16 protein-coding genes are annotated in these 19,269 nt (G+C 67.7%); 6 read left to right on the top strand and 10 right to left on the bottom strand.

Features of this window, described 5'->3' with window-relative positions; all coding sequences use genetic code 11:
• Positions 1-264 precede the first annotated feature (264 nt).
• The 5 genes from rodA to WS91_RS17910 form a co-directional block, all read right to left on the bottom strand.
• Positions 265-1,413, bottom strand: a complete 1,149-nt coding sequence (gene rodA / locus WS91_RS17930; protein ID WP_059583746.1) for a rod shape-determining protein RodA — start codon at positions 1,411-1,413, stop codon at positions 265-267.
• Positions 1,414-1,424: 11 nt separating this feature from the next.
• Entirely contained in the window at positions 1,425-3,794 is a 2,370-nt protein-coding gene (gene mrdA / locus WS91_RS17925) for a penicillin-binding protein 2 (RefSeq protein ID WP_038748577.1), read from the bottom strand.
• Between the two features lie 196 nt (positions 3,795-3,990).
• Positions 3,991-4,503: a rod shape-determining protein MreD gene (gene mreD, locus WS91_RS17920; protein ID WP_038748576.1), complete on the bottom strand. Its 513-nt coding sequence runs from the start codon at positions 4,501-4,503 to the stop codon at positions 3,991-3,993.
• Entirely contained in the window at positions 4,500-5,585 is a 1,086-nt protein-coding gene (gene mreC / locus WS91_RS17915; RefSeq protein ID WP_059583753.1) for a rod shape-determining protein MreC, read from the bottom strand. Before mreC ends, mreD begins: the two co-directional genes overlap by 4 nt.
• Positions 5,586-5,704: 119 nt before the next feature.
• Positions 5,705-6,748, bottom strand: coding sequence for a rod shape-determining protein (locus WS91_RS17910; RefSeq protein ID WP_004189550.1), 1,044 nt, complete (start codon positions 6,746-6,748; stop codon positions 5,705-5,707).
• Between the two features lie 362 nt (positions 6,749-7,110).
• Between WS91_RS17910 and gatC the strand changes: the two genes are divergently transcribed.
• The 5 genes from gatC to WS91_RS17885 all read left to right on the top strand — a co-directional run bounded on the left by gatC (position 7,111) and on the right by WS91_RS17885 (position 12,275).
• A complete protein-coding gene (gatC, locus tag WS91_RS17905; protein WP_038748574.1) occupies positions 7,111-7,410 on the top strand; it encodes an Asp-tRNA(Asn)/Glu-tRNA(Gln) amidotransferase subunit GatC in 300 nt (99 codons plus the stop codon).
• A 137-nt stretch (positions 7,411-7,547) separates the two neighbouring features.
• A complete protein-coding gene (gatA, locus tag WS91_RS17900; protein ID WP_038748573.1) occupies positions 7,548-9,032 on the top strand; it encodes an Asp-tRNA(Asn)/Glu-tRNA(Gln) amidotransferase subunit GatA in 1,485 nt (494 codons plus the stop codon).
• A 2-nt stretch (positions 9,033-9,034) separates the two neighbouring features.
• The gene (gene gatB / locus WS91_RS17895) at positions 9,035-10,507 is read left to right on the top strand and encodes an Asp-tRNA(Asn)/Glu-tRNA(Gln) amidotransferase subunit GatB (protein ID WP_059670721.1); all 1,473 of its coding nucleotides are present in this window, start codon (positions 9,035-9,037) and stop codon (positions 10,505-10,507) included.
• A 126-nt stretch (positions 10,508-10,633) separates the two neighbouring features.
• Positions 10,634-11,473 carry a PPK2 family polyphosphate kinase gene (locus WS91_RS17890; protein ID WP_038748571.1) on the top strand — a complete coding sequence of 280 codons (840 nt, stop codon included), beginning with the start codon at positions 10,634-10,636 and terminating at the stop codon, positions 11,471-11,473.
• Positions 11,474-11,504: 31 nt separating this feature from the next.
• Positions 11,505-12,275 (top strand): exodeoxyribonuclease III, encoded by a 771-nt coding sequence (locus tag WS91_RS17885; protein WP_059583756.1) that lies wholly within the window; start codon positions 11,505-11,507, stop codon positions 12,273-12,275.
• Positions 12,276-12,550: 275 nt separating this feature from the next.
• On the opposite strand, the gene WS91_RS17880 is transcribed toward WS91_RS17885, so the two are convergent.
• Entirely contained in the window at positions 12,551-13,615 is a 1,065-nt protein-coding gene (locus tag WS91_RS17880; protein WP_059670720.1) for an NAD(P)-dependent alcohol dehydrogenase, read from the bottom strand.
• Between the two features lie 218 nt (positions 13,616-13,833).
• Between WS91_RS17880 and WS91_RS17875 the strand changes: the two genes are divergently transcribed.
• Positions 13,834-14,778 carry an AraC family transcriptional regulator gene (locus tag WS91_RS17875; protein ID WP_059583764.1) on the top strand — a complete coding sequence of 315 codons (945 nt, stop codon included), beginning with the start codon at positions 13,834-13,836 and terminating at the stop codon, positions 14,776-14,778.
• A gap of 241 nt (positions 14,779-15,019) precedes the next feature.
• On the opposite strand, the gene WS91_RS17870 is transcribed toward WS91_RS17875, so the two are convergent.
• Genes WS91_RS17870 through metX form a run of 4 tightly spaced genes read right to left on the bottom strand, consistent with a single transcriptional unit; the run spans position 15,020 to position 19,134 of the window.
• Entirely contained in the window at positions 15,020-16,063 is a 1,044-nt protein-coding gene (locus WS91_RS17870) for a M48 family metallopeptidase (RefSeq protein WP_038748567.1), read from the bottom strand.
• Positions 16,053-17,366 carry an AmpG family muropeptide MFS transporter gene (locus tag WS91_RS17865; protein WP_038748566.1) on the bottom strand — a complete coding sequence of 438 codons (1,314 nt, stop codon included), beginning with the start codon at positions 17,364-17,366 and terminating at the stop codon, positions 16,053-16,055. Before WS91_RS17865 ends, WS91_RS17870 begins: the two co-directional genes overlap by 11 nt.
• An 11-nt stretch (positions 17,367-17,377) precedes the next feature.
• Positions 17,378-17,992 carry a methionine biosynthesis protein MetW gene (gene metW / locus WS91_RS17860; protein WP_038748565.1) on the bottom strand — a complete coding sequence of 205 codons (615 nt, stop codon included), beginning with the start codon at positions 17,990-17,992 and terminating at the stop codon, positions 17,378-17,380.
• Positions 17,989-19,134 carry a homoserine O-succinyltransferase MetX gene (gene metX, locus WS91_RS17855; RefSeq protein ID WP_038748564.1) on the bottom strand — a complete coding sequence of 382 codons (1,146 nt, stop codon included), beginning with the start codon at positions 19,132-19,134 and terminating at the stop codon, positions 17,989-17,991. Before metX ends, metW begins: the two co-directional genes overlap by 4 nt.
• Positions 19,135-19,269: the final 135 nt, after the last annotated feature.

The following is a 19,269-nucleotide window of genomic DNA, read 5'->3' as shown; positions in this document are numbered from 1 at the left end:
AGAACGGCGAACCGAGAACGGCGAACCGAGAACGGCGAACCGAGAACGGCGAACCGAGAACGGCGAACCGAGAACCGAGAACCGAGGTCCGCTCGACTTCGAGGCTTACCCGTTCGACATCGCGACACGCCGACGGCAACGGCACGCCGTACAGCGGCCGTACAACGCCTCGATCCGCCCCATTCACCGCGCCGAGCGCCGCGCCCAGCGCCAGCCCGAACCGAAGCGGCACATAAAAAAGCGGCGCATCGCGCGCCGCTTCGATCAGCTTTTCATCAGCCGTTTCTGCCGTCCGACGCTCATGATGAGCCCGACGGCGATGCCGAGCGTCGTGAGCGCGGTGCCGCCGTAGCTCATGAACGGCAGCGGCACGCCGACGACGGGCAACACGCCGCTCACCATCCCGATGTTGACGAACGCGTAGACGAAGAACGCGAGCGTGAGCGAGCCGGCGAGCAGCCGCCCGAACAGCGTCGCGCCCTGCGCGGCGATGTAGAGCCCGCGCACGATCAGCGCCATGTAGAGCGTGAGCAGCACGAGCCCGCCGACGAGCCCGAATTCCTCGGAAAACACCGCGAAGATGAAGTCGGTGTGCTTTTCCGGAATGAATTCGAGGTGCGCCTGCGTGCCCTTCAGATAGCCCTTGCCGAGCGGGCCGCCCGAGCCGATCGCGATTACCGCCTGGATCGTGTGGAAGCCCTTGCCGAGCGGGTCGGACGTCGGGTCGAGCAGTGTGCAGACGCGGTGCTTCTGGTAGTCGTGCATCAGCGGCCAGACGACGTCGGGCTGGCAGATGCGCTCCTCGAACACGGCGATCGAGCCGACCGCGATCACGCCGGCAACGAGCACCGGCACGATCAGCTTGAACGACAACCCCGCCAGATAGATCACGAAGAGGCCCGCCGCGAATACGAGGACGGCGGTGCCGAGGTCCGGCTGCTTCGCGATCAGCCCGACGGGCACCATCAGGATCACGAACGCGACGACGAAGTCGTACCAGCGCAGGCTGCTTTCGCGGCGCTGGTAGTACCACGCGAGCATCAGCGGGGTCGCGATCTTGAGGATCTCGGACGGCTGGATCACGACGCCGACGTTCAGCCAGCGCTTCGCCCCCTTCTTCGTCATCCCGAATAGCGCGACCGCGACGAGAAGCGCGACGCCCAACGAATAGAGCGGCACCGCGAAGCGCATCAGCGTCTGCTGCGGGATGTTCGCGATCACCCACATCAGCACGAACGTCAGCATGATGTTGCGCAGCTGGTCCTCGACGCGGCCGGGCATGTCGATGCTCGCGCTGTAGAGCGTGACGATGCCGACGCACAGCAGCAGGAACACGATGAGCGCGAGCGGCCGGTCGAAACCCTCGAACATCTGCTTGATCTTGTCGAGCGAGGCGCGCTTGTCGAATTGCATGCCTGTCTCCGTTACTCGTCGATGCCGCCCGCCGCCGGCTTGGCGGCGGTGGCGGCGCGGTTGTCGTCCCTCGGGGACTTCCGTTGGTCGGCTGGCGCGGCGGCGGTGGTCGCGGCGTCGCTCGCCGGCGCGCGGCGCGGCTTGCGCGGCGGCAGCCGGCGGGGCGCGGGCGGCGCGCTCGCGGCGCTGCCGGCCGTGGCGGCCGCGCTCGACGCACCGCCGACGGCGCTTGCTGCGCCCATCGCGCCCGCCGTGCCGGCGGCGCTCGCGCCCGTTGTGCGTCCGCTCGCGCTCCCTTGGCCGACATCCGTCCCGCTCGCGCCCGACGTCGAGTCCGCCCCGCTCGCCGCCGCGGGCGCCGGCAGCGGCAGCGCCCTGAAACCGGCCGCGACGCCGACGGGCCTCGTCGCGTCGCCGATCACGGGCGCGTTGACGGGCTCGGTCGCCGACGCGGCCGCCGCGACGGCCGCCGCTTCCGTCGCCGGATTCTTGCGGTCGAGCAGATGGAAATCGAGCACCCGCCGCGCGATCGGGCCCGCGGACTGCGCGCCCCAGCCGCCGTTCTCGACGATCAGCGCGATGGCGATCTGCGGATGGTCGACGGGCGCATATGCGATGAAGAGCGCGTGGTCGCGCAAATGCTCGGCGAGCAGGTGCCCGCGGTAGTTGCCGCCCTGCAGCGAGAACACCTGCGCGGTGCCGGTCTTGCCCGCAGCGAGATACGGCGCGCCGCGGAACACCTTGTACGCGGTGCCGGACGGGCTCTCGACCACGTTCTCCATCCCGCGCTTCACGACGTCGAGATCGTTCTGCTTGAGCGGGATCACGCCGCTTTCCTTCGGCACGGTCAGGTGCCGCGCGCGCGAGATCGGGTTCTCGATCTCCTTCACGAGGTGCGGCTTCATGATGACGCCGTTGTTCGCGAGCGTCGCCGTCGCGTGCGCGAGCTGCAGGATCGTGAACGAGTTGTAGCCCTGGCCGATCCCGAGGCTGATCGTCTCGCCGTCGAACCACTTCTGCTGCGCGGCCTTCTTGAACGTCTTCTTCTTCCATTCGGGCGACGGCAGAATTCCGCGCGCCTCGCCCTGGACATCGATGCCCGTCAGCTGGCCGAAGCCGAACGGCTTCATGAAGTTCGCGATCGCGGTCACGCCGAGATCGCGCGCGAGCATGTAGAAGTACGTGTCGTTCGACACCATGATTGCCCTGTTCATGTCGACCCAGCCCTGGCCCGAGCGCACGTCGTTACGGAACGTGTGGCCGCCGAACGTGAAGTAGCCGGGGTCCTGGAAGCCCCAGCCGGGCGTGCGCTTGCCGAGCGAGAGGCCCGCGAGCGCCATGAACGGCTTGTACGTCGAGCCGGGCGGATAGGTGCCGTGCAGCGGGCGGTTCAGCAGCGGCTTGTCGGGCGAGTTGTTGAGCTCGTCCCAGGTCTGCTGGTCGATGCCGTCGACGAACGAATTCGGATCGAAGCTCGGCGACGACACGAACGCGAGCACGTCGCCCGTCTTCGGCTCGATCGCGACGAGCGCGCCGCGCTTGCCGGCGAACGCCTGCTCGGCGACCTGCTGCAGCCCGATGTCGATCGACAGCACGAGGTTGCTGCCGGGCGTCGCCTGCGTGCGCGACAGCGTGCGCACGGGCCGCCCGCCCGCCGTCACCTCGACTTCCTCGAAGCCCGTGATTCCGTGCAGTTCCGTCTCGTAGCTCTGCTCGACGCCCACCTTGCCGATGTAGTCGGTGCCCTTGTAGTTGTTCGCGTCGCGGCGCGGATCGTAGGTTTCCGGATCGCTGTCGTTCTCGTCGCTCATCGCGTCGATCTTGTCCTGGTCGCGCTTCGAGATCCGGCCGATGTAGCCGATCACGTGCGCGGCCGTCGGGCCGAGCGGATATTGGCGGAACAGGCGCGCGCGCACGTCGACGCCCGGGAAGCGCCAGCGCTGCGCGGTGAAGCGCGCGACTTCGTCGTCGCTCAGGCGCGTGCGGATCGGCAGGCTCTCGAAGTTCTTCGAGTCTTCCTGCAGCTTCTTGAAGCGGCGGCGGTCGCGCGCGTCGATCTGCACGACTTCGGAGAGCGCGTTGATCGTGTTTTCGAGCGTGTCCGTGAGCTTCGACGGCGTGATTTCGAGCGTGTACGCGGAGTAGTTCTTCGCGAGCACGACGCCGTTGCGGTCGGTGATGATTCCGCGGTTCGGGACGATCGGCGCGACCGAGATCCGGTTCTCCTCGGCCTGCAGCGCGTACTTGCCGTGCTGCCAGACTTGCAGGTAGAAGAATCGCGCGGCGAGCAAGCCGAAGCAGACGAACACGAACACGCCCGCCGCCGCGACGCGCAGGCGGAACTTCGAGAGCTGCTGTTGAGTGTCCTTGAATTCGGTCATGCGATTACGGATGAAGGGGCGCGCTTTCGCCTCCGCGCCGGCGCGCCGGACATTGCCGAACACGGCCGGCGCGGTGCGCCCGCCAGGCCTGCGCGAGCCGCCGGGCCGGCGCGCTGCGGCCGCGGTGCGCAGGCGGCGAGCGGGCGGGCGGTTGGTCGGCGGGCGTTCAACGCGAAAATCCTGGCGGCGCGGCGCGTCAGATCGGCCGCGTGTCGTCCGGGTCGACCGGGCGGCGCTGCGGCATCAGCAGCAGCTGGCTCGCGATCGGCCACAGCGCAGCTTCGACGAAGCCGTCGACGAGATAGCTCCAGCCGGGGAACGCGGCGCCCATCAGCAGCCGGATCACGAACGGCACGAGCTGCGCGATCACGAGCAGCGGCGCGACGTAGAAGATCTGCACGCCAAGCGGCAGCCACAGCACGCGCCGGTGGATCGTGATCGCGCCGTACGACAGCAGCGTGTACGCGAGCGCGTGCTCGCCGAGCAGGCCCGCGTCGTGGACGTCCATCAGGATGCCGAGCATGAACGCGACGCCCATGCCGACCTTGCGCGGCTGATGGATGTTCCAGAACAGCACGACGAGCGCGACGAAATCGGGCACGCCCGGAATCCGCCCCCACGGCATCAGGTTCAGCAGGAACGCGGCCGCGAGGCTGAAGACGATGAAGTACGGGTTGACGGGCTGCAGGATGTACTGAGGGCGGCTCATCGCGGCGCTCCTTGCGACGGCGCGGCCGCGGGTTTGAGCGGCGCGGCGGGCTGCGCCGCGCCGGCCGGGCGATTCTGGGCGGCCGCGGGCGGCGGCACCGCAGGCTTCGCGCCCTTGTCCGTGCCCTTGCCCTTGTCCGCGCTTTTATCGGCGGCCTTCGCGTTCTTGTCCGCGCCCTTCGCCGCCTTCTTGCCCTTCGCCGGCTTCGCGTCGCTCGCGGCGTCGTCGGTGGCGGGCCGCGGCGGGATGTCGTTGCGGTAGTGCAGCACGAGCATCTCGCGCGCGCCGCGCACCGCCGCGATCGGCGCGCAGACGACGTGCGCGAAGGCCGTATCGGCGAGCTTGTCGACGCGCACCACCTTCGCGACCGGCAGCCCGGGCGGATAGACGCCGTCGAGGCCGCTCGTCACGAGCTCGTCGCCGGCGAGCAGATCGGCGCTCGTCGGCACGAAGCGCAGATCGAGCGCATCGCCCTTCGGGGTGCCGTAGATCACGCTGCGCAGGCCCGTGCGCAGCACCTGGACGGGAATCGCGAGGTCGCGATCGGTGACGAGCGTGACTTCCGACTGCAGCGGGAACACGCGCGTGACCTGGCCGATCACGCCGTCCTCGTTGACGACGGGCGCGCCGTCCTGGATGCCCGCCTGCGAGCCGTGGCCGATGATGATCTTCTGCGAGAACGGATCGCCCGTGTCGTACTGGATCTCGACGGGCGTCGCCTGCGCGGCGATCTGCTGGCGCAGCTCGAGCACCGCGCGCAGGTGCGCGTTGTCGGCGGCGAGCTGGCCCGCCTGGTTCGCCTGCAGCGACAGCTTCAGGTTGCGGTCGCGCAATTGCTGATTCTCGTGCCGCAGCGCCGAGCTCGTCGTCGCGAGCTCGGTGGCGCCGACGAACAGATCGCGCGGCACGAGCGCCGCGCGCTGCAGCGGATAAAGCACGGTGCCGAGTACGCCGCGGACGATTTCGAGCGTGTTGAAGCGCGCGTCCGAGACGAGGAGCGCGATCGCCAGGACGACGAAGAAGATCAGCCGCGCCAGTGCGGACGGACCTTGTTTGAAGAGGGGCGGCGGACTGTATTCCATGGTCGGCGCCGGGCGCGTGATCGATTTAGATGTTGCTCAGACGCGCGAACGGCGCGGCGGTTCGTTCTAAACGAGCGAGCCTGCCACGCCGCACGAGCGACATACGGATGCCTAGACGATCACTCGTACGAGAAGATGCTGCCGAGCTTGTCCATCCGTTCGAGCGCCATCCCCGAGCCGCGCACGACGCAGGTGAGCGGGTCCTCGGCGACGAGCACGGGCAGGCCGGTTTCCTCGGCGAGCAGGCGGTCGAGGTCGCGCAACAGCGCGCCGCCGCCCGTCAGCATCATCCCGCGTTCGGCGATGTCGGCGCCGAGTTCCGGCGGCGTCTGTTCGAGCGCGATCTTCACCGACGACACGATCTGGTTCAGCGGATCGGTCAGCGCTTCGAGGATTTCGTTGCTGGAGATCGTGAAGCTGCGCGGAATGCCTTCCGACAGGTTGCGGCCCTTCACTTCCATTTCCTTGACTTCGGAGCCCGGGAACGCGGAGCCGATCTCCTTCTTGATCGCCTCGGCGGTCTGCTCGCCGATCAGCATCCCGTAGTTGCGGCGGATGTAGTTGACGATCGCTTCGTCGAACTTGTCGCCGCCGACGCGCACCGAGCCCTTGTACACGATGCCGCCGAGCGAGATCACGCCGACTTCGGTCGTGCCGCCGCCGATATCGACGACCATCGAGCCGGTGGCTTCCGACACCGGCAGGCCGGCGCCGATCGCGGCCGCCATCGGCTCCTCGATCAGGTAGACCTGCGACGCGCCCGCGCCGTGGGCCGCTTCCTTGATCGCGCGGCGCTCGACCTGCGTCGAGCCGCACGGCACGCAGATGATGATGCGCGGCGACGGCGAGAACATGCGCGACTCGTGCGCAGTCTTGATGAACTGCTTGATCATCTGCTCGGTGACGGTGAAGTCGGCGATCACGCCGTCTTTCATCGGACGAATCGCCTCGATGTTGCCCGGCACCTTGCCCAGCATCTGCTTCGCTTCCTTGCCGACTGCTTGAATCGTTTTCTTGCCGTTCGGGCCGCCTTCCTGGCGGATCGACACGACGGACGGCTCATCGAGCACGATGCCCTTGCCGCGCATGTAGATCAGGGTGTTTGCGGTGCCGAGATCGATCGCGAGATCGTTGGAGAAATAGCTGCGCAAAAAACCGAACATTCAGAATCCTGTTTCGCTCTGGGGCCGGCCCCATGCGGACATGGCGCGAAGGGCGGCAGCGGAAAAATAACAGCCTCGGATCGGGCGGGAGCGGCCGCCTGAAAACCGCGAAGCTGCGAATGAAATCTTCCGGGACCGGCGCGAAGCCCGCGCGGCTTCGTCAAAGCGGCGGCGGCGCGGCAAGGGCAGTCCGGGTCTGGGTCGAACGCGTAATGATACCTTATAATTTCGCTGTATTTGAACCGAAACAGGCTGTATTTTCGCCGCTTCGCCCCCGATTTTTGAGGGTTCGATCGAGCCTTCCAACCCCTGACGCAACGCAAGTTTCACGCTGCGCCAAGCCCTTGTTTTCCGGTGACCGCATGGCTTTGACCCTGACCGATGTGAAACGCATCGCGCACCTCGCGCGGCTCGAAATGGCCGACGCCGACGCCGAGCACACGCTGGCCCAGCTCAACGAGTTCTTCGGCCTCGTCGAGCAGATGCAGGCTGTCGACACGACGGGCATCGCGCCGCTCGCGCACCCGATCGAGCAGATCCAGGCCGTCGCGCAGCGGCTGCGCGACGACGCCGTCACGGAGCGCGTGAATCGCGACGACAATCAGCGCCCGGCCCCGGCCGTCCAGGACGGCCTGTACCTCGTGCCGAAGGTGATCGAGTAAACGCTCGAATTCGGGCCGCATCCGTCGCCGCAACCGCAACCGCAATCGCGCCTTCGGCCCGGCCGCCCGATTCGCCAGCTTGTTCGCCCGGGCGCGCGCTTCTCGCCGCGCGCCGAAGAATCCAGGAAACCCACGCAATGCACGCAAAAAGCCTGACCGAACTGCGCGCCGCGCTCGACGCCAAGGAATGCTCGGCCGTCGAGCTGGCGCAGCACTATTTGAAACGGATCGACGCCGCGCGCGATCTGAACGCGTTCGTCCACGTCGACGCGGATCTCACGCTCGCGCAGGCGAAGGCCGCCGACGCCGCGCTCGCGCAGGGCGCGGCCGGCCCGCTGACGGGGCTGCCGATCGCGCACAAGGACGTGTTCGTCACGCGCGGCTGGCGCTCGACCGCCGGCTCGAAGATGCTCGCGAACTACACGAGCCCGTTCGACGCGACCGTCGTCGAGCGCCTCGCGAAGGCGGGCATGGTCACGCTCGGCAAGACCAACATGGACGAGTTCGCGATGGGCTCGTCGAACGAGAACTCGGCGTTCGGCCCGGTGAAGAACCCGTGGGACACGAGCGCGGTGCCGGGCGGCAGCTCGGGCGGCAGCTCGGCCGCCGTCGCCGCGCGCCTCGCGCCCGCCGCGACGGGCACCGACACGGGCGGCTCGATCCGCCAGCCGGCGTCGTTCGCCGGCGTGACGGGCATCAAGCCGACGTACGGGCGCGTGTCGCGCTACGGAATGATCGCGTTCGCGTCGTCGCTCGATCAGGGCGGCCCGATGGCGCAGACGGCCGCCGACTGCGCGCTCATGCTGAACGCGATGGCGGGCTTCGACGAGCGCGACTCGACGAGCCTCGAGCGCGATGGCGAGGATTTCGCGCGCCACCTCGGCAAGACCTGGTCGGCCGGCGGCGATGCGGGCAAGCCGCTCGCCGGCCTGCGCATCGGCCTGCCGAACGAGTATTTCGGCGCGGGTCTCGCCGACGACGTGCGCGCGGCGATCGACGCGGCGCTCAAGGCTTACGAAGCGCTCGGCGCGACGCTCGTGCCGGTGTCGCTGCCGAAGACGGAGCTGTCGATTCCCGTCTATTACGTGATCGCGCCCGCCGAGGCGTCGTCGAACCTGTCGCGCTTCGACGGCGTGCGCTACGGCCACCGCGCGGCGGAATACCGCGACCTGCTCGACATGTACAAGAAGTCGCGCGCGCAAGGCTTCGGCCCTGAGGTGAAGCGCCGGATTCTGGTCGGCGCGTACGTGCTGTCGCACGGCTACTACGATGCGTATTACCTGCAGGCGCAGAAGATCCGGCGCATCATCGCTCAGGATTTCCAGGAAGCGTTCAAGTCCTGCGACGTGATCATGGGCCCGGCGTCGCCGACCGTCGCATGGGACATCGGCGCGAAGGGCGACGACCCCGTCCAGATGTATCTCGCGGACATCTACACGCTGTCGGTGAGCCTCGCGGGCCTGCCCGGCATGAGCGTGCCGTGCGGCTTCGGCGCGAACGCGAAGCGTCCGGTCGGTCTGCAGATCATCGGCAACTATTTCGACGAGGCCCGGATGCTGCAGGTGGCCGACGCGTTCCAGCGCGCGACCGACTGGCATAAACAGAAACCGGCAGGAGTGTGAGCATGACCCAGTGGGAAGTCGTTATCGGCGTCGAGACGCACGCGCAGCTGTCGACCGTCTCGAAGATTTTCTCGGGCGCGTCGACGCAGTTCGGCGCGGAACCGAACACGCAGGCTTGCCCGGTCGACCTCGCGCTGCCGGGCGTGCTGCCCGTGCTGAACCGCGGCGCGGTCGAGCGGGCGATCCGCTTCGGCCTCGCGATCGGCGCGACGGTCGCGCCGCGCAGCATCTTCGCGCGGAAGAATTACTTCTACCCGGATCTGCCGAAGGGCTATCAGATCAGCCAGTACGAGATCCCGGTCGTGCAGGGCGGCCAGATCACGATCCAGGTGCCCGCCAACGAAAAGGCCGGCAAGGACGCGTATTCGAAGACGGTCAACCTGACCCGCGCGCATCTGGAAGAAGATGCGGGCAAGTCGCTGCACGAGGACTTCGCGGGGATGACGGGCATCGACCTGAACCGCGCGGGCACGCCGCTGCTCGAAATCGTCACCGAGCCGGAAATGAGGAGCGCGGCTGAAGCGGTCGCGTATGCGAAGGCGCTGCACGGCCTCGTCGTGTGGCTCGGCATTTGCGACGGCAACATGCAGGAAGGGTCGTTTCGCTGCGACGCGAACGTGTCGGTGCGCCCGGTCGGCCAGGAGAAGTTCGGCACGCGCGCCGAGATCAAGAACCTGAACTCGTTCCGCTTCCTCGAGGAAGCGATCAACTTCGAGGTGCGCCGCCAGATCGAGCTGATCGAGGACGGCGGCGAAGTCGTGCAGGAAACGCGCCTGTACGACCCGGACAAGCGCGAGACGCGCTCGATGCGCAGCAAGGAAGACGCGCACGACTACCGCTACTTCCCCGATCCGGACCTGATGCCGCTCGTGATCGGCGCGGACTGGGTCGAGCGCGTGAGGGGCGAGATGCCCGAGCTGCCGGCCGCGATGCAGCAGCGCTTCGTCGAGCAGTACGGCGTGTCCGCCTATGACGCGGGCGTGCTGACGTCGAGCAAGGCGATGGCCGCGTACTTCGAGGCGGTGGTCGCGAAGGCCGGCGCGGCGAACGCGAAGATCGCCGCGAACTGGCTGATGGGCGACGTGTCGTCGCAGTTGAACCGCGACGGCATCGAAATCGATGCGTGCCCGGTGTCGGCCGCGCAGCTCGCGCTCGTGCTGCAGCGGATCGCCGACGGCACGATCTCGAACAAGATCGCGAAGGAAATCTTCGTGACGATCTGGGACGAGAAGGCGGCCGACGAAGGCGCGGCCGACCGCATCATCGACGCGAAGGGCCTGAAGCAGATTTCCGACACGGGCGCGCTCGAGGCGATCATCGACGAGGTGCTCGCCGCGAACGCGAAATCGGTCGAGGAATTCCGCGCGGGCAAGGAAAAGGCGTTCAACGCGCTCGTCGGCCAGGCGATGAAGGCGACGAAGGGCAAGGCGAACCCGCAGCAGGTCAACGAGCTCCTGAAAAAGAAGCTCGGCTGAGCGGGCGGCGCCGGATTGAAGCCGAACTGAAGCAAGCGGGCCGCCGCCGAACCGGCGTTCGGGGCGGCCCGCTCGCGTTTCGCGAAGCGCCGGGCCGCGCTTCGTGCAACACGAAAGGAGGTGCCGATGGCCAAGCAACCGTCGCTTGACGACTACTGCGTGCCGTATCACACGCGCGAAAAAGAAGCCGCCGCATTCGCGCTCGACGCGTTCGATCCGGCCGCGAAGCCGTTTTCGAGCGGGGCGAAGGAAACCGACCGCGAGCGGCTCTCCGCCGTCGCGTTGCAGCTCGACGCGCTGCAGGAGCGCCTGCATACGCAGCGGCACAAGCGGATGCTGCTCGTGCTGCAAGGGATGGACACGAGCGGCAAGGACGGCACCGTGCGCGCGGTGTTCCACGAAGTCGATCCGCTCGGGCTGCGCATCGTGTCGTTCAAGGCGCCGACGTCGGTCGAGCTCGCGCACGATTTCCTGTGGCGCGTCCACGCGCAGGTGCCCGCCGCGGGCGAGCTGACGATCTTCAATCGCAGCCATTACGAGGATGTCCTCGTGCCCCGCGTGACGGGCGCGATCGACAAGGCCGAGTGCGAGCGGCGCTACAAGCAGATCCGGCAGTTCGAGGAGATGCTCGCCGAATCCGGCACGCGGGTCGTCAAATGCTTCCTGCACATCTCGAAGGACGAGCAGCGCGCTCGGCTGCAGGCGCGCATCGACGATCCGAACAAGCACTGGAAGTTCGATATTTCGGATCTCGAAGCGCGCAAGCACTGGGACGCGTATCAGGCCGCGTACCGCGACGCGCTCGTCGCGACGTCGGCCGAGCATGCGCCGTGGTACGTGATTCCGGCCGATTCGAAGACGCATCGCAACGTGATGATCGCCGAGCTGCTGCAGCGCGAGCTGACCGCGATGAAGCTCGAATATCCGCCCGCGAAGCCCGAGCTCGCCGGCATCAGAATCCAATAAACCGCAACGAAATCACTGGACGGAATTCACCATGCTGCGTGTCATCACCGCGAATCTGAACGGCATCCGCTCGGCCGCGAAAAAGGGCTTCTTCGACTGGCTTGGCGAGCAGAACGCGGATTGCGTCTGCGTGCAGGAAATCAAGGTGTCGGCGGACGATCTGCCCGCCGAGTTCGTCGGGCCGCACGGCTTCAGGAGCTACTTCCACCACGCGGAGAAGAAGGGCTATAGCGGCGCGGGCCTTTACTCGCGCCGCGAGCCCGACGACGTGATCATCGGCTACGGCAGCAGCGAGTTCGATTCGGAGGGCCGCTATGTCGAGGCGCGCTTCGGCAAGCTGTCGGTGGTGTCGGTGTACGTGCCGTCCGGTTCGAGCGGCGACGAGCGCCAGCAGGCGAAGTATCGCTTCATGGACGAGTTCATGCCGCACCTCGCCGAGCTGAAGGCGAAGCGCGAAGTGATCCTGTGCGGCGACGTGAACATCGTCCACAAGGAAATCGACATCAAGAACTGGAAGAGCAATCAGAAGAACTCCGGCTGCCTGCCGGAGGAGCGCGCGTGGCTCACGCAGCTGTTCGACGAAGTCGGCTATGTCGACGTGTTCCGCACGCTCGATTCGCGGCCTGAGCAGTACACGTGGTGGAGCAATCGCGGCCAGGCGTACGCGAAGAACGTCGGGTGGCGGATCGATTACCAGATCGCGACGCCGGGCATTGCCGGCACGGCGAAAAGCACGTCGATCTTCCGCGACGTCAAGTTCAGCGATCACGCGCCGCTCACGGTCGATTACGACTACAAGTGACGCGGCGGGCGGTCGCGCCGGCTCGCTTCTGCGAGAGCGGGCCGGGCGATCGTCGCGAGCGGGTGGCGACGACGGAAAGAAAAACGGGCCGCGCGTGCGGCCCGTTTTTTTGCGGCTTGCGTTGCGGTGAGATGGGGGCGATGCTGCACGACGCACGACGCACGACGCACGACGCACGACGCACGACGCACCGCGCCCGGCGTCTCGAACGGCGCGCGACGCGCCGGATCGATTCCGCTACGCGCCGGCGCGCCGGTCGGGCGAGCAGCCGCTCGTCACGCCGCGCGCTTCGGCTTGATCGACCCGATGTCGATCACGAAGCGGTACTTCACGTCGCTCTTCAGCATCCGCTCGTACGCTGCGTTGATCTGCGACATCGGAATCACTTCGATGTCCGACGTGATTCCATGCCGCGCGCAGAAATCGAGCATCTCCTGCGTCTCGGCGATGCCGCCGATCAGCGAGCCCGCGAGGCGGCGGCGCTTGTAGATCAGGTTGAAGACCCGCGGCGACGGATGATCGTGCTCCGGCGCGCCGACGAGCGTCATCGTGCCGTCGCGCTTCAGCAGGTGGAGGAACGGATTCAGATCGTGCTGCGCGGCGACCGTGTTCAAAATGAAGTCGAAGCTGTTCAGATGCGCATTCATCTGCGCTTCGTTCTTCGAAATGACGACTTCGTGCGCGCCGAGCCGCTTGCCGTCCTCGATCTTCGGCGGCGATGTCGTGAACAGCACGACGTGCGCGCCCATCGCGCGCGCGAGCTTCACGCCCATGTGGCCAAGGCCGCCCAGGCCGACGATGCCGACCTTCTTGCCGGGCCCCGCGCCCCACTGGCGCAGCGGCGAATACGTGGTGATCCCCGCGCAGAGGAGCGGCGCCGCGCCCGCCGGATCGAGCGTGTCGGGCACGCGCAGCACGAACGCCTCGTCGACGACGACCTGCGTCGAGTAGCCGCCGTACGTGATGTCGCCCGTCGCGCGGTCGCGGCCGTTGTACGTGCCGACGAAACCGTTCTCGCAATACTGCTCGAGCCCTTCCGCGCAGCTCGGGCACGTGCGGCACGAATCGACGAGGCAGCCGACGCCGACGAGCTCGCCTGCCTTGAAGCGCGTGACCTGCGGGCCGACGGCCGTCACGCGGCCGACGATCTCATGGCCCGGCACCACCGGGTACGTCGTGTTCTTCCATTCGTTGCGGGCCTGGTGGAGATCGGAATGGCAGACGCCGCAGTAGAGGATCTCGATCTGCACGTCGAGATCGCGCAGCGCGCGGCGCTGGAATTCGAACGGCGCGAGCGGCGTCGTGGCGCTCGTTGCCGCGTAAGCGTAAGTCGTGCTCATGAAGGCTCCTGACTCGAAAAGACACGCGCCGCGCGCGGCCGCGGAATGCGGCGGCGCAGCGGCACGGGGCACATCGTAAGCACGGGGGTACGCGCGCGGAATACCTGAAGATCTCGAAGGTTTGCCTATTTCTCTCGAATGCCGGGCAAAGTGCGGAAAAAAGGCTTGTCCGGTGCTAGATTGCAAGCCTGATTCTCTTGCAGTCCGAAGGAAGTCCGATGAGCTTCGAACCCCTTTTCCACGACGGCGGCGCGCATCTGCGGCGTCGCATCCTCGCGCTGTTCGACCGGCTCGCGCCGAACGAAGGCTATACGCACGCCGCGATCGACGGCGTGCGCTTCATTCGCTCGAACCGGCCGGTGCCGCGAATGCCGGTGCTGTACGAGCCGAGCATCGTCGTCGTCTGCCAGGGGCGCAAGCGCGGCTATGTCGGCGAGCAGACCTTCGTCTACGACGCGCAGCAGTATCTGGTGCTGTCGGTGCCGCTGCCGTTCGAATGCGAGACGTTCGCGACGCCGGAGGAGCCGTTCCTCGCGCTGTCGATTCGCATCGATCTCGCGGTGATCGCCGAGCTCGCGATCCTGCTCGACGAGACGCACGGCGCGTCGATCAGCGAGCCGCGCGGCGTTTACTCGACGCCGCTCGACGCGCCGCTCGCGGACGCGGTGCTGCGCCTGCTCGAGACGCTCGCGTCGCCCGCCGACACGCGCGTGCTCGGCCCGGCGATCATGCGCGAGATCGGCTACCGCGTGTTGACGGGCGCGCAAGGCGACGCGATTCGCGCGGCGCTCGCGCAGCAACATCACTTCGGCCGCGTCGCGAAGGCGCTGCGGCGGATTCACGCGGACCTGAGCGGCGAGCTCGACGTGGAGACGCTCGCGAGCGAAGCGGGGATGAGCGTCGCCGTGTTTCATGCGCAGTTCAAGAGCGTGACGGCGAGCTCGCCGATGCAGTACGTGAAGGCGACGCGGCTTCATCATGCGCGGCTGATGATGGTGCAGGACGGATTGAGCGCGGGCGCGGCGGCGGCGCGGGTGGGCTATGCGAGCGCGTCGCAGTTCAGCCGCGAGTTCAAGCGGCTGTTCGGACGCAGCCCGAGCGACGAAGTGCGCTGGGTGCAGGCGGGCGGCCGGCAGCCGATCGCGCTCGAGGCGGGGGAATGACGGAGGGGCGTGACGGGCGGCGCGAACGCGCTGGGGGACTCGCGCAAGCGGCTCGACCAAGGCGGTCTGCCGGCCCGGGCTGCGGGCGCAAACCGCGGAGCCGACCGCGGGCGCGACGCGGTGCGGGAGCGTTCGTGAGGCGCGTTGCCCGGCCTTCGCCGATCAGCCGCGGCCGTTCAACTTTCGCCGTTCAACCTTTGCCGTCTGGCGATTCACCGTTCACCGTTCGGCGATTCATCGCCTAGCGATTTCCCGCCGCGGTGCCGCGCTGCTTCGCGCCGTCCGCGCCCGCGGCGCTCGCGTCGGCATGTTTGTCGAGCGCTTTCTTGTAGAGCGGCATCAGGTCCGCAAGGCGCTTGCGCAGATCGTTGCGGCGTCGCGTATCGTACGGATGCGCGTAGATGAAGCCGCTTTCCTTGTCGGCGCGCGTCGCGACCGCGAGCTTGTCCCACAGCGTGATCGCCGCGCGCGGATCGAAGCCCGCGCGCGCGGCGATGTCGCCGCCGATCACGTCGGCTTCGGTTTCGTCGGTCGGATCGTAGCGGACCGATGCGAAGCGCTCGACGACGCCGAGCGGCGCGGGCAGCGGGTCCGACAGTCCGAAGAGCGGCGGCAGCGGCGTCGCGCCGGTGCCGAGCGACGCGGCCTGCTGCTCGCCGAGGCTCGAGCGTGCGTGCTCGCGCAGCGCGTGCGCGATCTCGTGCGCGAACAGTACGCCGAGTTCGTCGTCGGTGAGGCGCAGCCGGTCGAGCAGCCCGCTGTCGACGAGCACCTTGCCGCCCGGCAGGCAGAACGCGCGAATCGAGCGCGAGCGCAACACCTCGATTTCCCAGCCCCAGCCCTTCACGCGCTCGCTCCACTTGACCGCATACGGTGCGAGCCGCGTGACGATCGCGCGCAGCCGCTTCACGCGCGCGCTGTTCGGCGGCAGCAGGCGGTCGCGCTGCGCGGCGTCTTGCACGGTCTGCCGGTATTCGTTGTCGGTCAGCTGCTCGAGCAGCGGCGATGGAATCAGGCTGCGGAACACGATCGCATTGCCGTAGCGCACCTGCTGATCGCCGAGCCCGTACGGCTGCGGGCTGCCGGCTGCGGGCGCCGCGGCCGGAGCCGCGGGCGTGGCGACGAGCGGCGCGCTCGGCGGCGGCGCGGACGGCGCGCCGTTGTCGGCGACGATGACCGGCTCGGCCATGCACAGCTCGAGCCCGAGCGCCGGGCCGGCTACGCCGAGCGCGACGCCGCCCGCGAACGTGAGCGCGGCGCGGGCGGCGCGCAGCTTAGCCTGCACGGGCGGCCTCGTTGCGGGGCATGCTGCCGTTCCACGGCGCGATCTTGAACAGCAGCAGCATGCCGGGGATGCCGAGCGCCGCGCAGACGAGGAAATAGTCGAACCAGCCGATCTGCGACACGATGAAGCCGCTCGACGCCGACGCGAGCGTGCGCGGCACCGACGCGAGGCTCGTGAACAGCGCGAATTGCGTCGCCGTGTAGCGCGGGTCCGTCGTGCTCGCGATGTACGCGGTGAACGCGGCGAGCGTGAGGCCCGTGGAAAATGTCTCGAAGCCGTAGATGGCCGCCATCAGCACGGCGTCCGGGCCCGCCTTCGCGAGCCACGCGAAGCCGAGCGTCGACACGATCTGCAGGACCCCGAAGATCCACAGCCCGCGCGCGATGCCGATCTTCACGAGCCACACGCCGCCGATGATGCCGCCCGCGAGGCTCGCCCAGAACGCGGTCGTTTTCGCGATCACGCCGATCTGCGTCTTGTTGAAGCCGAGGTCGAGGAAGAACGACGTCGACAGCGTCGTCGCCATCGTGTCGCCGAGCTTGTAGAGGAAGATGAAGCCGAGCACGAGCAGCGCGCCGCGCCAGCCGTCGCGGCCGATGAATTCGCGAAACGGCAGGACCACCGCGTCCGACAGGCTCTTCGGCGGCGCGCCGTGCACGTCGGGTTCGCGCACGACGAGCGTCATCAAGATGCCGGGCAGCATGAACGCGGCCGTGAGCGCGAACACGGCGTCCCACGGCAGGTGATCGGACAGGATCAGCGACAGCGAGCCGGGAATCAGCGCCGCGACCTTGTACGCGTTCACGTGCACCGCGTTGCCCAGGCCCTGCTCGGTATCGCGCAGCAATTCGCGGCGGTATGCGTCGATCACGATATCGGCGCTCGCGCCGAAGAACGCGACGAGCGTCGTCAGCGCGGCGACCGTCCAGATCGATTCGCGCGGCGACACGAAGCCGAGCGCCGCGATCGCAACGGCGACGAGCAACTGCGTGACGAGCATCCAGCCGCGCCGCCGCCCCGGCCGCCAGCCGGGCAGGCGCGGGATGAAGCGGTCCATCAGCGGCGCCCACAGGAACTTCCACGTGTAGGGGAACTGAATGAGCGCGAAGAGGCCGATCTCCTTCAGGTTCACGCCTTCCGAGCGCAGCCAGGCTTGCACCAGGTAGACGAGGGTGAAGAGCGGCAGTCCCGACGTGAAGCCGAGAAAGACGCAGATCAGCATGTGCGTGTTCAGAAACGCGCGCCAGCCCGGGTGGTCCTCGTGGGCGTTGAGGGCGGGCGCGTCGTGCGGTGGTTTGGTCATCGAACTAAATACTAGGGTTGTCTCCGCTTGACGCGGTAGACCGCAAGACTACCACGCCAGTTCACTCCCCATCGAATCGGCTGCCCTTCGTGCAGCACCGCGCGGTCGAGAATCTCGACGCCGACTTCGGGCGCGAGCGCCTCGAAATCCTTGATCGTCAGCACCCGCACGTTCGGTGTGTTGTGCCACTGGTAAGGCAGCGATTTCGATACCGGCATGCGGCCGCGCAGCACCGACAGCCGGTGCGCCCAATAGCCGAAGTTCGGGAACGACACGATGCATTCGCGGCCGACGCGCGCGGTCTCGCGCAAGATCGCGGCCGTCTGGTGGATCGTCTGCAGCGTCTGCGACAGGATCGCGAAATCGAAGCTGTGATCCTCGAAGAGGCGCAGGCCGTCCTCGAGATTCTGCTGGATCACGTTGATGCCGTTCTTCACGCTCGCGAGCACGCCGGCATCGTTGATCTCGACGCCGTAGCCCGATACTTCGAGCTCCTCGGAGAGGAGCGACAGCAGCGACCCGTCGCCGCAGCCGAGATCGAGCACTGTCGAGCGCGGCTCGACCCAGCGCGCGATCGCGCGAAAGTCCGCGCGTGCGGACAGCGTGTTCAGCGCCTGTTGGTTCATGCGCCCACCTCCTCGGCAATTCGTTCGTAATAGGCGCGCACCAGGTTGTGATAGCGCGCGTCGTCGAGCAGGAACGCGTCGTGCCCGTGCGGCGCATCGATCTCCGCGTACGACACCGCGCGCCGGTTGTCGAGCAGCGCCTTCACGATCTCGCGCGAGCGCGCGGGCGCGAAGCGCCAGTCGGTCGTGAAGCCCGCGACGAGATACTTCGCCTTGGTATGCGCGAGCGCCGCCGTCAGGTTGCCGTCGAACGCCTTCGCCGGATCGAAGTAGTCGAGCGCGCGCGTGATGAGCAGGTACGTGTTCGCGTCGAAGTAGTCGGCGAACTTGTCGCCCTGGTAGCGCAGGTACGACTCGACTTCGAACTCGACGTCGAAGTTGAAGTTGTACGCGTCGAGCGCGCCGTCCGAGCGGCGCAGCGCCCGGCCGAATTTCTCGGCCATGTCGTCGTCGGACAGATACGTGATGTGGCCGATCATCCGCGCGACGCGCAGGCCCCGCCGCGGCTTCACGCCATGCGCGTAGTAGTCGCCGCCGTGGAAATCGGGGTCCGACAGGATCGCCGAGCGCGCGACCTCGTTGAACGCGATGTTCTGCGCGGACAGCTTCGGCGTCGACGCGATGTCGATGCAATGCGCGACCCGCTCCGGATACAGGAGGCTCCACGCGAGCGCCTGCATTCCGCCGAGGCTGCCGCCCATCACCGCGGCGAAGCGCTCGATGCCGAACGCGTCGGCGACGCGCGCCTGCGCATGCACCCAGTCCTCGACCGTCACGACCGGAAAGCGCGCGCCGTACGGCGTGCCCGTTGCGGGATCGATGCTCATCGGCCCGGTCGAGCCGAAACACGAGCCGAGATTGTTGACGCCGATCACGAAGAAGCGGGTCGTGTCGAGCGGTTTGCCGGGGCCGACCATGTTGTCCCACCAGCCGGTGTTGCGCGGATCGTCCGCGTAGACGCCCGCGACGTGGTGCGACGCGTTGAGCGCGTGGCAGACGAGCACCGCGTTCGAGCGCGCGGCGTTGAGCTCGCCGTAGGTCTCGACGACGAGCTGATAGTTGCCGAGCACGCTGCCGCTTTGCAGGCGCAGCGGTTCGGCGAAATGCATGGTTTGTGGAGCGACGATGCCGATCGATTCCATTCGTTCCGCCTTATGACTGGGCGGCTAAATGGTTGTCGGGCGTGCGCGGGAAGCGGGGAGCCGGCTGACGACCTCTTTAGCCGCATTTGTACTGAACCGCCGGGACGGAGCCCCGGCCGGTTCGCGCGCCCGCAA

This window comes from Burkholderia sp. MSMB1498 (genome assembly GCF_001526245.1).
Taxonomy (GTDB): Bacteria; Pseudomonadota; Gammaproteobacteria; order Burkholderiales; family Burkholderiaceae; genus Burkholderia; species Burkholderia savannae.
This window is presented reverse-complemented; position numbering and strand designations above follow the sequence as displayed.

Coding starts and splice junctions, on each gene's coding strand:
- gatC (WP_038748574.1), top strand. CDS start 7,111: ATGGCTTTGACCCTGACCGATGTGAAACGCATCGCGCACCTCGCGCGG.
- metW (WP_038748565.1), bottom strand. CDS start 17,992: ATGAACCAACAGGCGCTGAACACGCTGTCCGCACGCGCGGACTTTCGC.
- WS91_RS17865 (WP_038748566.1), bottom strand. CDS start 17,366: ATGACCAAACCACCGCACGACGCGCCCGCCCTCAACGCCCACGAGGAC.
- gatB (WP_059670721.1), top strand. CDS start 9,035: ATGACCCAGTGGGAAGTCGTTATCGGCGTCGAGACGCACGCGCAGCTG.
- rodA (WP_059583746.1), bottom strand. CDS start 1,413: ATGCAATTCGACAAGCGCGCCTCGCTCGACAAGATCAAGCAGATGTTC.
- WS91_RS17885 (WP_059583756.1), top strand. CDS start 11,505: ATGCTGCGTGTCATCACCGCGAATCTGAACGGCATCCGCTCGGCCGCG.
- WS91_RS17910 (WP_004189550.1), bottom strand. CDS start 6,748: ATGTTCGGTTTTTTGCGCAGCTATTTCTCCAACGATCTCGCGATCGAT.
- metX (WP_038748564.1), bottom strand. CDS start 19,134: ATGGAATCGATCGGCATCGTCGCTCCACAAACCATGCATTTCGCCGAA.
- mreC (WP_059583753.1), bottom strand. CDS start 5,585: ATGGAATACAGTCCGCCGCCCCTCTTCAAACAAGGTCCGTCCGCACTG.
- WS91_RS17875 (WP_059583764.1), top strand. CDS start 13,834: ATGAGCTTCGAACCCCTTTTCCACGACGGCGGCGCGCATCTGCGGCGT.
- mreD (WP_038748576.1), bottom strand. CDS start 4,503: ATGAGCCGCCCTCAGTACATCCTGCAGCCCGTCAACCCGTACTTCATC.
- mrdA (WP_038748577.1), bottom strand. CDS start 3,794: ATGACCGAATTCAAGGACACTCAACAGCAGCTCTCGAAGTTCCGCCTG.
- WS91_RS17890 (WP_038748571.1), top strand. CDS start 10,634: ATGGCCAAGCAACCGTCGCTTGACGACTACTGCGTGCCGTATCACACG.
- gatA (WP_038748573.1), top strand. CDS start 7,548: ATGCACGCAAAAAGCCTGACCGAACTGCGCGCCGCGCTCGACGCCAAG.
- WS91_RS17880 (WP_059670720.1), bottom strand. CDS start 13,615: ATGAGCACGACTTACGCTTACGCGGCAACGAGCGCCACGACGCCGCTC.